General features: G+C 47.3%; 12 protein-coding genes. 3 read left to right on the top strand and 9 right to left on the bottom strand.

Translation table 11 applies throughout. The features are described 5' to 3' along the window. Positions 1–706: 706 nt before the first annotated feature. From SMSP2_RS08980 to SMSP2_RS08950, 7 genes are all read right to left on the bottom strand, one after another. Positions 707–1,381 (bottom strand): transposase, encoded by a 675-nt coding sequence (locus SMSP2_RS08980; RefSeq protein WP_186804655.1) that lies wholly within the window; start codon positions 1,379–1,381, stop codon positions 707–709. Positions 1,382–1,620: 239 nt separating this feature from the next. After that, the gene (locus SMSP2_RS08975; protein ID WP_222566314.1) at positions 1,621–2,463 is read right to left on the bottom strand and encodes a hypothetical protein; all 843 of its coding nucleotides are present in this window, start codon (positions 2,461–2,463) and stop codon (positions 1,621–1,623) included. Positions 2,464–2,481: 18 nt separating this feature from the next. Next, on the bottom strand, positions 2,482–2,826 hold the full coding sequence (locus SMSP2_RS15005) for a hypothetical protein (RefSeq protein WP_222566313.1): 345 nt from the start codon (positions 2,824–2,826) through the stop codon (positions 2,482–2,484). Between the two features lie 121 nt (positions 2,827–2,947). Further along, positions 2,948–4,474, bottom strand: coding sequence for a DUF1254 domain-containing protein (locus tag SMSP2_RS08965; RefSeq protein WP_222566312.1), 1,527 nt, complete (start codon positions 4,472–4,474; stop codon positions 2,948–2,950). Positions 4,475–4,477: 3 nt separating this feature from the next. Further along, the gene (locus SMSP2_RS08960; protein ID WP_146683623.1) at positions 4,478–5,896 is read right to left on the bottom strand and encodes a DUF1254 domain-containing protein; all 1,419 of its coding nucleotides are present in this window, start codon (positions 5,894–5,896) and stop codon (positions 4,478–4,480) included. 42 nt (positions 5,897–5,938) lie between these two features. After that, positions 5,939–6,775: an outer membrane protein gene (locus SMSP2_RS08955; RefSeq protein WP_146683622.1), complete on the bottom strand. Its 837-nt coding sequence runs from the start codon at positions 6,773–6,775 to the stop codon at positions 5,939–5,941. Between the two features lie 166 nt (positions 6,776–6,941). Further along, a complete protein-coding gene (locus SMSP2_RS08950; protein ID WP_146683621.1) occupies positions 6,942–7,205 on the bottom strand; it encodes a response regulator in 264 nt (87 codons plus the stop codon). Between the two features lie 291 nt (positions 7,206–7,496). On the opposite strand from SMSP2_RS08950, the gene SMSP2_RS15000 reads away from it, so the two are divergent. Together SMSP2_RS15000 and SMSP2_RS08940 are read left to right on the top strand one after the other, a co-directional pair. Beyond that, a complete protein-coding gene (locus SMSP2_RS15000) occupies positions 7,497–7,724 on the top strand; it encodes a type II toxin-antitoxin system RelE/ParE family toxin (protein ID WP_222566311.1) in 228 nt (75 codons plus the stop codon). A gap of 115 nt (positions 7,725–7,839) precedes the next feature. Then, positions 7,840–8,022, top strand: coding sequence for a helix-turn-helix domain-containing protein (locus SMSP2_RS08940; protein WP_146683620.1), 183 nt, complete (start codon positions 7,840–7,842; stop codon positions 8,020–8,022). Between the two features lie 106 nt (positions 8,023–8,128). On the opposite strand, the gene SMSP2_RS08935 is transcribed toward SMSP2_RS08940, so the two are convergent. After that, positions 8,129–9,985 (bottom strand): IS1634 family transposase, encoded by a 1,857-nt coding sequence (locus SMSP2_RS08935; protein WP_146683153.1) that lies wholly within the window; start codon positions 9,983–9,985, stop codon positions 8,129–8,131. A gap of 627 nt (positions 9,986–10,612) precedes the next feature. Beyond that, a complete protein-coding gene (locus tag SMSP2_RS08930) occupies positions 10,613–11,374 on the bottom strand; it encodes a tetratricopeptide repeat protein (protein WP_146683619.1) in 762 nt (253 codons plus the stop codon). 125 nt (positions 11,375–11,499) lie between these two features. Between SMSP2_RS08930 and SMSP2_RS08925 the strand changes: the two genes are divergently transcribed. After that, on the top strand, positions 11,500–12,693 hold the full coding sequence (locus SMSP2_RS08925; protein ID WP_146683618.1) for an IS3 family transposase: 1,194 nt from the start codon (positions 11,500–11,502) through the stop codon (positions 12,691–12,693). Positions 12,694–12,806: the final 113 nt, after the last annotated feature.

Raw genomic sequence — 12,806 nt, 5'->3', positions numbered from 1 at the left:
ATGAAAGAGCAAATCAAGTCAAAATTGTCGATTTACAGGTGTTCGACTTACGGTTGACAACTTCAACCTGTTTCTTTCTCCTTATGCTTTTGCTTTAAAATATAATTAAGGCATGGCCAATTCGACAGTTTTTCTATATGCCTAAATTGAACTTGATTTGCAATATTTATCTGATATCCGATATCTCCGATTTTTATTAACTGAATTTCATCTATAAAACACTCGTAAGTATGAGAATACTCATCTTCAACTTTTATATGCATATCATTGAAAGTGAGACTGACAATACACCTCTGGCTTTTATTTTTTTTATTTAGAGAATACATGCACAAAACGCACAATCCGATGCACAGTAATATTACAAGAAAACCAATAATGTGAGAATTAAAGGGGTTGAGACTCTTTGTTTTGCAGTTGTAACGCAACTCATTTATTAACAGTGTCTTACACGCACCTAATGCTTGTTTTATAAAAGTGTTATTCATCTTAGTCCTTTTTAAACGGCCTGCCCCGTTTGTTTATTGTTGATTCGAGCAAAAGGTCTTTGGCGGTTTTCTTTACCCATTCTGTTTCACCAAGCGGTGCACCGCGTTTTAGGGGGGAATTAAAGGGGTTGAGACTCTTTGTTTTTCAGTCATAACGCAACTCGTTTATTAGCAGTGTCTTACATGAATCTAATGTTTGTTTTGTAAAAGTATTATTCATCTTAGTCCTTTTTAAACGGCCTGCCCCGTTTGTTTATTGTTGATTCGAGCAAAAGGCCTTTGGCGGTTTTCTTTACCCATTCTGTTTCACCAAGCGGTGCACCGCGTTTTAGTGAGTTTTCGATCAGTGCGACATCCTTTTTCAGCATATCACGGTGGACAAGATATTTCCAGTTTCGCGGCAGCTTAACCGGCAATTCGCTCACTCTGAATGGAATATCTGGATTGGGCCTGCCGATATGGCAGCCGAAACTGCTCCAGCGGTAGTCGCCTGCATCATCGACCATCTTCGCTTTGAGCGGGTTTGCCTCGATATATCGCAGGATGCGAGTTATATGATTTTGTTGTACGGGAAAACTCTTGAATGAGCCCTGGTAAATGTGGCCCGTGCCGGAGGTGCCGTGTGAAGAATGATGCCGCATGGTATGGGTAACGGTTAACCAGTGCATGAACGCTGAGAGATCGCCATCGCCGCACGGCTCCAGCAGCAGATGCCAGTGATTGCTCATAATGCACCAGCCGTAGATTTTTATATTGATCCGCTCCTGCGATTCGCAGAGAATCCGCTCGAACGCCAGAAAGTCATCTCGCTTTTTGAATATACGCAGCCTGCCGTTGGCACGATTGAGTACATGGTAACAGTAACCGCCTTTGATTTTACGCTTTGGACGTGGCATAATATTGCGATTATACGAGCTTATAATACTTATGTCAATAATAAACTCGAAAATAAAATATAAGCAACTGTAAAACATCAACTTATAAAACAAAGACCCCCAACCCTTTTAATTAACCCTCGAAAATAAAATATAAGCAATTGTAAAACATCAACTTATAAAACAAAGAGTCCTAACCCTTTTAATTAACCCCACTAACCCTTTTAATTAACCCCATAGATGGAGCTCGTGTCCTTTTGTTATTTTGGAAATAAAAATTGGATTTGAAACTGCAACTGCCAGTCCGCACCGGCCCGAGGGGATTCCACATTGTGATATGCTTTTATGGCTGCATTGACCGGCTGTTTTCCAACTTTGAAAACCTTGCCAATGCCGCCGCCGATGGGAATGGTCCATGTTTCGCTGCTGTCAGCCGACCAGTTGGCCGTAATGACCGGGGAAGCCGACAGATACCATCCATCGGCCATGTTATAATTGAGAAACGGCTGGATACTGGTGAGATTGACCTCCGGATCATTTCCAGAGTAAGACCAGAGTTGGGAAATAAGTGCACCATACACCCACTGACCCTTCATTTGAAGTGCCACAAAGGCAGGTCCTGCAGACCAGTTATCCGAACCGAATCGTCCATCAGGACCCGACTTTGTCGGAAATTCCAGATACGCCCCAAAACCGATAATCCAGTCATTGACAGGTTCTTTCGGCGAAAAGAAACCCTGGAACTGGACATTGCCCAAACCATGGTTTCGGTTTTGACCGTCGATCAGCGGGGGCATTTCCACCAGGGGGATAATGGGGCGAGTAATAAAGTTCCAGTCCTCATTCAAAGTGATCGGGATAACTGGTTGGATTAGGATCGCATTTTGTGTCTTGCCTTTGGGGCCCGTTTCAAAGTAGCTGTTCCACTGAAACGGCAAACTGATCATATCCGCCACTGGGTTTTGCGCCTTCTTGGCCAGGTCTGTGGCACTCGGTTCACCTTTCGGTTTGGACTGGCCCTCGTCAGCGGCCATTGCAATCATTGATGTAAAGCTCATCAAAATCGCCACCCATAACATCCTCATTGTTTTTTGTCTTCTCATTGTTTTTTTCTTTCCATTTTATATTTCTTTTCTGAAAAACTGGACTGATTTATAAGCTACACCTCTGCAAATTGTATGCAGGCTAGCGGCATCGTTCCACATGGTGTTGAACGGCGCCTTGAACTGCCCCGAGTTTGTGTCAACCGAGAACTCCTGCATCACTGCATAGTTCATGACGATCGGCAGCCCGTAGATGAAGCCCTCCTCGGCAATAGCCTTGATTTCGGCGATGCCAGGACGAACTTTTCCCGATTTCTTGGCCTCGGAAACAGCGTCGTCCTTGGCGGCGCAGCTGGTGAACAGAGTGACAGCGACAGCCGTGGCCAGCGCTCCTGCGAAGAGTTTGTGCTTTGTTGGATTCATATTCTTTTTTTCTATTCTTTTTTGATGACGAGCGATTCGTTTCAGATATTACGATTCAGCAAACCACGCTAGCCGCTTTCTGCAACCTAAGCAGCCAGCGGGTTCCAGAATCGAAAACAACTTACTTCACAAGTTCAATCTCGCTGGGACGCCAGGTCTTGTTGATCCATGGCTCCAGCGGACCGTACATGCGCAGAATGCAGAACCAGCTTTTGCCAGGGATCGTTTCCAGCCAGTTGCCTTCTTTGCCTTCCGGGGCTTTCGGGCCAAAATAGAGGTCGTAGGAGCCATCTTCATTTTTCTGCACCCCCTCGGTCAGACTGCCTTTCGTTGGAAAGAGTTGGCTGGTCTGAAGCTGGCAGCGGGTCTGGGTGTCGTACATCGTGACCGCCCAGAAGTTGTTGACCGGCACGTTCGGCGGCAGATGCAGCTTATAGGTCTTCGATCCATCGAAAGGCTGGTCGTTGTTGTCCAGCACGGCCAGGGCGTAGTCCGAACCGGCACCCGGGCGGGTCAACGCCATCGCAGGCGTGACGCCTCCGGCGTTGTAGTAGAAGAGCACCCGTGCATCGAGATTCATGATGCCATCCGCTTCGAAAGAGGTGTTCTTGTTGGCGTAAGCCATTACCCAGTTGCTCTTCGAATCCGGATAAATCTTGACGCCGTCGATCCTTGGATCGTAGGTGATGGAGCGTCCGGCAGCGTTTCCAAGCACCGCAGCCTCTTCCAGAAGCATTTTCATCCGCTCGTCGGGATTGAAGGGCTTGCCTTTGACGATACCGATCGAGGCCATGTATCCCCGGACTTCCGGATTGACCGCATCGACCGGTTCATGCTGCACGATGTCGTTCAGGATCTCGTAGTATTTAAGATTGCTCGGGAAGATGGTGCTGAACGCCCGGCCGGACATATTGACCAACTCGGTGGGCGCCGGATTGGCGGCATCCTTGAGCGGATAGATCTTCAGCCCTTTTTGGAAGTTTTCGACCGCCGCTTCCAGGCCGTCCTTGATGGATCCGCGCAGGAAAAGGAAATTCCGGTTGGTTGGCGGCTCCAGCAGGAAGTAGCCGTCCGGAATCACACCCTCGTAACCGGGCGGGATGACGAGGTACTTCCCTCCCTGTCCTCTGTCCGAACCGGCCATCCCCATGTCGCCGACATATCGCTGCCAGGCGTCGTTGAGGAAGCCGAGCATGCCGGGCGGGATCTCGATGACCGTCGGGCCGTCGTTAGCCAGATCCGTCGGGGCGTAGGCATACATCGTCGATGTGTTGGAGGTGATGACCGGCGTCCGGGAATCCATCAGTTTTCTCCAGAGGGCGACCTTGTTCGGCGCATCGGCACCCTGTTCGGCCATGCCCGCAAGGACGCAGTAGATGGATACCGCACCGATGTTGTCGAGGTAAACCGAGAGCGCCCGCGCACGAGTCAGGTAGTCATAGACGCGGTCGTTGGTTTTCCCGATGGGGACACCATCCAAAAATTCGAGTTCGCCGGCCACGGTCTGGACCTTGTCCGGAATCGAAGCCGCCTTCGTTTTCGCCGCTTCACGGGCAGGGTTGGACTGTGCGTGGGCACTCGATACGACCAGCGCGGCCGTGAGAGTCAGTATGGTAATGTTTGGTTTCATGAATTTTCCTTTCTGCATTGTCTATTTCACCTTGTTCAGTGCGGGGGCTTTCCATGTGCCGTCGAGCGCTGCTTCTGCCGGCCAGTAGAGTCGCATGGCCATGAAGAACGGGCCCTTGGGCGCGGGCAGCCAGTTGGATTCCTTGTCCACGCCAGGGGATTCATTCTGGATGAGCAAGGTCAGTCCGCCGTCGGCATCTTTCTTGAACTGCGGCAACATTGGTGAGTTCAGCAAATAGCGGTCGATGGGATTGGCCACCAGCAGGCTCTCCGGCAGCTGATACATGGTGAGCGACCAGAATGCGCTGACGGGCGGCAACTGACCCGGCGCGAAGCGTAGCGTGTAACGGCTCTTGGCGCCGTCCAGCTTCTGGCCGTCGGCGTCGACCGCATACAGGGGATACATCGCTTCCTGCTTCGAATTGCCGTAGATACCGAGTGCGGCGGCCGTCATGCGATAGAGATAATTGTTCTTCAAGTACTCCCGCGTCCCGAACACGTCGCCGGATTTCACTTCCCCCGCATCGAATCGCTTCTTCAGTTTCGCCATCTCGGTCCAGGCGTCGGCCATTCCTTGCTCGATGGCCTCCTTGATCTCGGGGGAGAGCTTGCTCGTATCGATGCTCTTGCCCGCACCGATGCCAATCCCGGCGAAACGCGCCATGAGCTCCTTTTCGGATGGAACTGTCGGGCAGAACTTCAGCACGAAGTTCAGCACATTGAAGAACTCCGGCGAGGTCTTCTGCGTCTCCGGTGTGAGCGGCTTGATGAAATCGATCGCCGGCGCCGTCTTGGGCCCGGACTGGCCGAGGAATGTCGAAAGTGGCTGCGCCTTGTAGCCCGTCTGGATCGCCTTCACCTTGTCGAGGTCGCCCGGGTTGAAAAGCTGGGTGCGATAGATGGCCAGCGCCTGCTCGGTCTCCGAGCGCATCACCTTTGTCACTCCCGCGGGCACCTCGCCATTCCAGCCCGGCCCGGCGATGAGGAAGCTGCCTCCACCGTTGCCCGTGGCTCGACTGCCGATGTAGTCGAAGTTGTGGGTGTAAAGGTCCACGAGCTGGATGCTGAAGTAGCGGCCCTTCTCGATCGGTGGCACGGTGAGTACGATGGGCTCGGCTCGCAGGTCCATGCCCAGGAAGGAATAGGGCGTGTCCGAGTTGGGCGTCTGCACCGCCTTGTCGTCGGGCGTATAGACGCGGGGGATGTTCTTGATCTGGTTCCAGGGCGCCTTGTATTCGGGATTGTCGCGGTCCACGAAGTAGGCGTGCAGGATGCGGTAGCCGTCAACCAGCGGGAAGCCGTAAACGTAGGCATCCTTGGCAATGGCACGCGCTTCCTGAACGGAAACCCCAGCCGCAGTCTGGGCATAGGCTCCCACAAACGACAAGCACAAAAGCAATGCAACCGTACAAACAAGTCTCTTGATTAATGATGTTTTCATTTTTTTTCTTTCATTAAAGATACTATTATGTCAATTTTAGCCTCAAAACAAAATCGTCAGGCCCAGATATGGACCTTGTGCCCGTAAATCAATTCCAAGTTCATCGGAACCGCTGCCGTGGCTGTAGTCGAGTTCTACATAACGATAGCCCATATTAAGGGTCGTATTTTTTGATAATTTACAATCCACGCCTCCAAGTATCTGCCAGGTCAGATCCGATGCGCTGCCGATTCCAAATCCGCCGGCGTCACCTCTTACATTAAGCGACCATGTGTCATTCAAATCCCAAATGACTCGACCTCCGATAAACGGCTCCACCCAATCCTCAGAGGTACCCAGTGTTTGTCCGGCAGAACCGACTCCGGCAATGTTGATATTCAAATCAATTTCCTCTTTCAGATAGGAATATCGAAGGCCCCCGTATGGCTCAAACACAAAACGTTGCAGGTTATCATTGCCAAATCGCTCTTCAAAGAGACGGTAGGTTAATCCGAAATCCGCCATGCCCAGCCGGATATCCGCATCCAAACTGAAATCAACAAATCCTCTGCGACCTTGAAAACTTCCGTCTGCACCCAAATTCATAAAAATCCCGTCAAAGGTCAGTCCCCACTTTCCGTTCCATGCCTCCATACGTCCCATGGCTGTAAAATTAAGATAATCCAGAACATCGCCAAAACTCAAATCGATATTACCTGAAAGGCTTCCGCCTAAAGGCCCGCCGACAGTTCCTTCTGCATCCAGCGAAGGCATCCAGAAATACGGCATTAACCGAATCTCCCAATCGTCTGTCGTCTGTGGTTGGCTCTCAGAGTAAGCTGAGATGGAAATCATCATCACAAACAGAAACACAGTTGAATATCTGGATACTTTTCTCATGTTAATTATCTCCCATTTTTTCTTGTGAATCGTATCTGTTTTTCCCCGCCGGCGAGATAAAAGTTTTCCCTTTCTTCACACTTTGAATGGCTTCAAACAAATCCGTGCCGGCATATTGATTCAGGACAAAGTCCGAAGCGCCTGACGATATAACATCATCCGCAATTCAGGGCTCATCGTAATCGCTCAGAATGAAAATTTTTATATCAGGAAAACGTTTGTGGAGTTTGCAGGCTGTATCTAATTCGACATGACCCAGTAAGGGCAAATCAATAATGGCAAATTGCGGATGAATCTTATTTAAAGCTTCGACCAATGACGGCTGATCGGCGATCATCACCACGCTGGCAAATACGCTTTCGAGCAGTCCGTGAAGGCCTTCAAGGATGTTCTGATGTTTATCGGCAAGAACAATACATTTATTTTCCATAGCACAATCGCGCCTTTGTGAAAAACTTTTTTTACTGCAAGAGCAAAATTCAAAATTATAAGGGAAATAAAAAGGAATGCTACTCGTGAAATTACGAGGTTTGGAGTGAATTTTTTACAGGTGCTTAAATGGTAACAATGCCGTGCTTGATGGCAAAATGAATCAGCTCAGAAGAGAACTTTGTTTTACAGTAATAACGCAACTCATTTATTAGCAGTGCTTTACACGCGCTTAGGGCTTGTTTTGTCAAAGTGTTATTCATCATAGTCCTTTTTAAACGGCCTGCTCCGTTTGTTTATTGTTGATTCGAGCAAAAGGTCTTTGGCGGTTTTCTTTACCCATTCTGTTTCACCAAGCGGTGCACCGCGTTTTAGTGAGTTTTCGATCAGTGCGACATCTTTTTCAGCATATCAGCTTCATGGATTTATTAAGAAACAGCAGAAAACACCGGCGGCTGATATGGATATTGCTCGCAGACGGAAAAAAGAAATCCAAAAAGCACTCAGCAAAGGAAAATAAACATGGCAAAAAATACAGATAAATCTCCGTTGGGATCTTCTTTTGATGTTTTTTTCTTCGTGAAGAGAATATCTACGAAGAATCTACCCTTGCGGCGACCAAACGGGTTCTGGCAATGCAGATTGTCGAAGAAATGCAAAGGCAACACATATCAAAGACCAGCATGGCTCAGCGGATGCATACTTCACGCAGCGCATTAAATCGTCTGCTTGACCCTAATTGTGAATCTATAACTTTGCAGACTCTCGATAAGGCTGCTCAATGTCTTGGCAGACAGCTTAGGGTTACATTGGCTTAGTTTTGTCTCACGAGTTACTTGCGACTTAACCCCAATTTCTCACTTAGGGGTGTAAAACAGGGTTTATGGTAGCGCCCGCGGTGTTGGTGTGTCGCCAAAGGGGGTCTTAATCTTTGACCTGGCTGCTGTATATTTTGGGTGGCTTCTGCAGCGGCAGATCCATGTTCAGGTGGTGCAGTATCAGACGCTGATCTGCCTCGGGCTCGGTGTACCTCTCCATCAAGAGGTACCGACCGTCAAGTGTTTCAAATGTCACATCAAGCATCTGGATACGGCTCATCGTTTCCAGGGCAGCCTGTGCGGTCAGGCCGCAGGCACTCACCCGCAGCTTATGCCGCAATGTCACCTGCAGGCAATAACTTATAAACGCCACAAAGATATGGGCATCAACACGCTCTTCTTTATGGTGATATACAGGGCGAATGCCAAGATCACTCTTGAGTTCTCTGAAAGACTGCTCAACGTTGCACTGCAGCATATACTCATTCCAGAGTGCCTTACCATCCTTGCCCTTCTGATTGGTCCGCAAAAAGTACTTGCCGTCACGATAGATCATATCACGGTATTTCTGCCGGTTTATGTGATACCTGAATTCGCCGGCTTCAATCCGCTCCTTTTGCCCCGGAATATTGAGCTCCACACATCTATAAGCTTTACCGGCCTGCGATTGCAAAGCCCCAAGGCGTTTATAAAAACGTTCATAATTGCGATATCCCTTGAGTTTTTCAAGTCCGTCAAGATATTTACGCAGTTTTCTTTTACGCATGGCCCTCTCCTTTTGCATACGATCCCTGCTCCTGGCAAGGACATAGCATTCGCCCTCTTTTTCGATGTATTTCACATGAACACTGCTGTTTACCTGCTCCCAGTCCTTTTGAGAAAGTTCACTGCTATAATCATCGAGCTGTCTGCGGGGTGTGCCAACAAGATAGCTTATATTGTTCTTACGCATGAACTTGAGCGTAGCTTCCGTTGGTATGCCCCTGTCCATCAGCCAGACCCTGTTGGCCTTGCCGTACATTGTTTCTATCTTGTTGAGCAGGGGTCTTAATGTCGTCTTTTCAGATGTATTTCCCTGAAGTACTTCATAGTCAAGAGGAAAGCCCTCCGGCGTAACAACAAGGGCTATCAGCACCTGTCTGCAATCACTGCGTCTGTCTTTGCTGTGGCCGAATTCTGCCTTGGGATTCTGCTTGCATAGCCCCTCGAAATACGTGCTGGTGATATCATAGAGCAGGATGTCGTACTCAAGGTTGAACATTCCTTGCCAGGTGTCTTTAAGGTATTTGCAAAGTTCGTCTTTGTATGGAAGGATACGGTCAAGACAACGGTAGAGCCTGTTTTTCTCGGCAATCTCAAAATCACAATCAAGGATGGCGTCCATAGCACTCTGGCTGAACCAGTGCTGATGGACAAAGTATTCGGCAGAAGGTTTTATCAGCCTGCTCACCGTAAGCAACTTGAGGACTTTTGAGAATGCGACCGGCGATCTGTCTGTATCAATCCGCTCTGACCAGAAGCGGTCAAAACCAAGCTGATCCCACATCTCAGAAGCCAGCCAGCAATCGCCAAACCTACGCGGTCGTTCCAGTCTCATCTTTGAGATGTTAACCGGTATCGTATCAACATCGTGACAGCTCTGGTTGTCCTGATCAAAAGCAAAAAGGGTTTTGTGTACAGGTTTGTTATCTTCGTTGATTATCTCAATTGATCTCTGCCAGGCCTTCTTTTGAGAGTCGCTGATCTCACCAAGGTAAAGAACCACCTTCTCCACATGCCGATTACCGGAGACCTTCCGCTTCTCAGCAATACTGTAATAGGTGTTGCATTTACCGTTCTTTTTACGCCTGTGCTTTTTCAAATACATACCCAAATTATCGCATAGAAATTCACCTATGCAATAGGGCAGGTCTGTACCAAAGCCAAATCCAGAATCGAAACACCCCTCAAAGGCCAGAAACATCGAAAATATTTTTATTTTTACCGGTTTCGAGACCTAAGTGAGAAATTGGGGTTAAAAGCCAAGTGTCTATCTATGTAGGAATGAAAAGCATGCATTTAAGTCCAAATCGAAGATTACTTTTAAAGTAATAAAACCTTATTTTTAAGTCATCAAACGTATTTTAGGTGGTCCGACACCCGCTTGACAACTACAGCACCTGCCGAAATTGTCTGAAACAACAGACCGTAAACAAACTGCCAAGGCTACCGGGACATGTGATACAGAACCTATTGGGCAGATTTGTGGCTCAAATGACGACCAAGTGCGGGGAAAAGCGAACTTATACGAACTTTCAAAGGGGTTGGAAGTGGTCCCCAAAAACAGCCTTAACGACACAAGAAACCCGCTTTATAATGCTAAAAATGGGGATTTAAAAGAAATGGGCAGGGGCGGATTTGAACCGCCGACACACGGATTTTCAGTCCCTTGGATAGGTTGTAAGTCATTGTTAAATAAGGGTTTATAGTCGTGTTTTGGCTTAAAATCTGGCAGTACAGTCAGGATACACTCTAATACTCACTCAAAGTACAGTCGGGACACACTGGAGAGTGACACCAAAGTGACACCGGTTATTTTGCGGTGCCACCCCTAACATTTTGATTTTAACCAGAGTTTAGCTTCAGGGTGACTTTTCCACGCCTCTTTCAAAACCCTGCAACAATAGATGGCCTCAGATACATCGCCGGGAGAGTAATATTGAGGTTCTTCCTTGGGAACCCGTTTTTTGCCGCTTAAATATCTGGCTACGTATTCATTTTGTTTCTTTGCAGATTTGAATTCTTTATCAGCAGCTTCTTTTCCTTCTGTTGCATAAGCTAAAAGAACCCGTGCCCAGTTGAATACTGCTAATGAATTTTCTTCGTATTGCTTGATAAGTTTGCCGGCTTTATCGTACGATTTATCTGCAAGATAGCAATCGACCAATATGTCTCTGACTCCTTGATTATCATTGGGGTTCAGTTCAAGCATCTCTTCAAAAATGGCAATGGCCTTACTTAAATATCGTTTACCCATAAGCTTGTAACTTGTTGCGAGCTGCATCATTGCACGCATAAACGGACGTGTCTCCAACAGTCCCCAGAAATATCCCTTGTCTTCTTTGAAGCATTTAGCCCCAAGTTCACTGCGACCGGCTTCTACAGCCTTTTCCATGGCATTTGCATATGCGGCAATGGTCTGACATTCAACCTCTGCTATCATAACAAGGGCATCAATACAGTTCGGGTAAAGTTTCAAGGCTTTACGACATAGTCCCAATGCTTTGTCCTCATCATGGTAAATGCAATCCATTGCTTCATATACAAGCTCTTGAGCCTTATGTTTATTATTTCCTCCGGGAAATTTCAGCATATTTGTTCCTATTTATAATCATAAATTATCAGCTATTATATGAAATATCAAAAATTTTGCAAGTTTAGACAGAAAACGATAAATGATTATAATGTAACCATTTATACAATGTATCAGGAAAGGCCATGAATTCTAATTTTGAGATTGTCAACTATGCTGGTGGTTTGATATTAAAAGCGGTTGTGATTGCTGCCGGCTTTTCGGGGCGTATTCGCAAGAAAAGCCTTAAAAGGCTTGCCCGGATGAATGTTGATGAAAAGGATAAGGAGATTTTGTTTCTGCGTAATAAGGTTGAACAGCTTCAAATGCAGAACTCTATTCTGCTGAAAGCTAATTCTAAAGAACCACAAGGCAAACGATATTCTCTGCGTGAGAAATTGTATGTTATTTTCTACATGGAGAATTACCAGATAGCGAGAAATAAAATATCGAAGCATCTTGGAGTTGCCAAATCAACTTATTATCGCTGGCTTAAACGAATTGAAGAGAAAAGCAAGAATCATGTGCCGGCGAACAAGACACCTGATGATGTTGTTTCCCTTGTCTGGGAGATTGCAAGAGCTAATACTGGCTGGGGACGGCATAGAATTGCCAACCAACTTAAATTGCTTGGGATATTCCTGGCGGCTTCAACTTCTCGCAATATACTCAACAGGCCGGAACCGAAGAACCGGCCAAAGATGTCTTCAAAGAAGAAGATAGATAAGCCAGAGGCTCGGCAGATACCGGCATGGTATCCAAACCATGTCTGGTCAATAGATACTACCGTGGTTCGCAAGTGGGGACTGTTCGCCGTGCATGTATGTGTTATCATTGATCACTTCTCCCGTAAGGTTGTCGCTGCTGCCCCATTGGAGGGGCCCAATGCAGGTTGGGTTATCAATATCATGGACGAGGCGATTGATAAATATGGTTCGCCAAAGCATCTCATATCTGATCAGGGAAGTGTATTTATATCTGAGGCGTTCGCTGAATGTCTGCGGCACTATAATATTAAGCATAGGCTTGGTGCCATAGGTAAGCACGGTTCAATTGCGGTAACTGAAAGAGTTAATAGAACACTAAAATCAGAATGGCTCAATCGGGTTCCGATCATAAGAGGGATTGATCATTTACAAGAGCTTTGTGATAAATTCCAGCTTTGGTACAATACCTGGCGGCCGCATATGTCATTAGACGGCAAGCGTCCGGATGATGTATTCTTCGGCAACTTGCCTGAAGCACCGGCACGTGATGCCAAGACGGTTCCGGCAAATATTGAAAGACGATATTTCAGCCAGACCCGAGTAACAGGCTACCGTTTGAAATCCGCCGGTTAATCTCGTTTAAATTCATTGGTAATACTAATGATTGCGGGGAATGTACGCCCTGACACTGAAATATGGCAATTAAAAGGGCCTTTTGAGTAGCTGTCGTCTTACGATGATTTCAT

Origin of the sequence: Limihaloglobus sulfuriphilus (assembly GCF_001999965.1) — a bacterium.
GTDB lineage: Bacteria > Planctomycetota > Phycisphaerae > Sedimentisphaerales > Sedimentisphaeraceae > Limihaloglobus > Limihaloglobus sulfuriphilus.
Note: the sequence above shows the minus strand (reverse complement) of the source record. Positions and strands in the feature narration are given on the sequence as shown.

Coding starts and splice junctions, on each gene's coding strand:
- SMSP2_RS08980 (WP_186804655.1), bottom strand. CDS start 1,381: ATGCCACGTCCAAAGCGTAAAATCAAAGGCGGTTACTGTTACCATGTA.
- SMSP2_RS08940 (WP_146683620.1), top strand. CDS start 7,840: ATGCAGATTGTCGAAGAAATGCAAAGGCAACACATATCAAAGACCAGC.
- SMSP2_RS15005 (WP_222566313.1), bottom strand. CDS start 2,826: ATGAATCCAACAAAGCACAAACTCTTCGCAGGAGCGCTGGCCACGGCT.
- SMSP2_RS08960 (WP_146683623.1), bottom strand. CDS start 5,896: ATGAAAACATCATTAATCAAGAGACTTGTTTGTACGGTTGCATTGCTT.
- SMSP2_RS08955 (WP_146683622.1), bottom strand. CDS start 6,775: ATGAGAAAAGTATCCAGATATTCAACTGTGTTTCTGTTTGTGATGATG.
- SMSP2_RS08975 (WP_222566314.1), bottom strand. CDS start 2,463: ATGAGAAGACAAAAAACAATGAGGATGTTATGGGTGGCGATTTTGATG.
- SMSP2_RS08935 (WP_146683153.1), bottom strand. CDS start 9,985: ATGTTTCTGGCCTTTGAGGGGTGTTTCGATTCTGGATTTGGCTTTGGT.
- SMSP2_RS08925 (WP_146683618.1), top strand. CDS start 11,500: ATGAATTCTAATTTTGAGATTGTCAACTATGCTGGTGGTTTGATATTA.
- SMSP2_RS08950 (WP_146683621.1), bottom strand. CDS start 7,205: ATGGAAAATAAATGTATTGTTCTTGCCGATAAACATCAGAACATCCTT.
- SMSP2_RS08930 (WP_146683619.1), bottom strand. CDS start 11,374: ATGCTGAAATTTCCCGGAGGAAATAATAAACATAAGGCTCAAGAGCTT.
- SMSP2_RS08965 (WP_222566312.1), bottom strand. CDS start 4,474: ATGCAGAAAGGAAAATTCATGAAACCAAACATTACCATACTGACTCTC.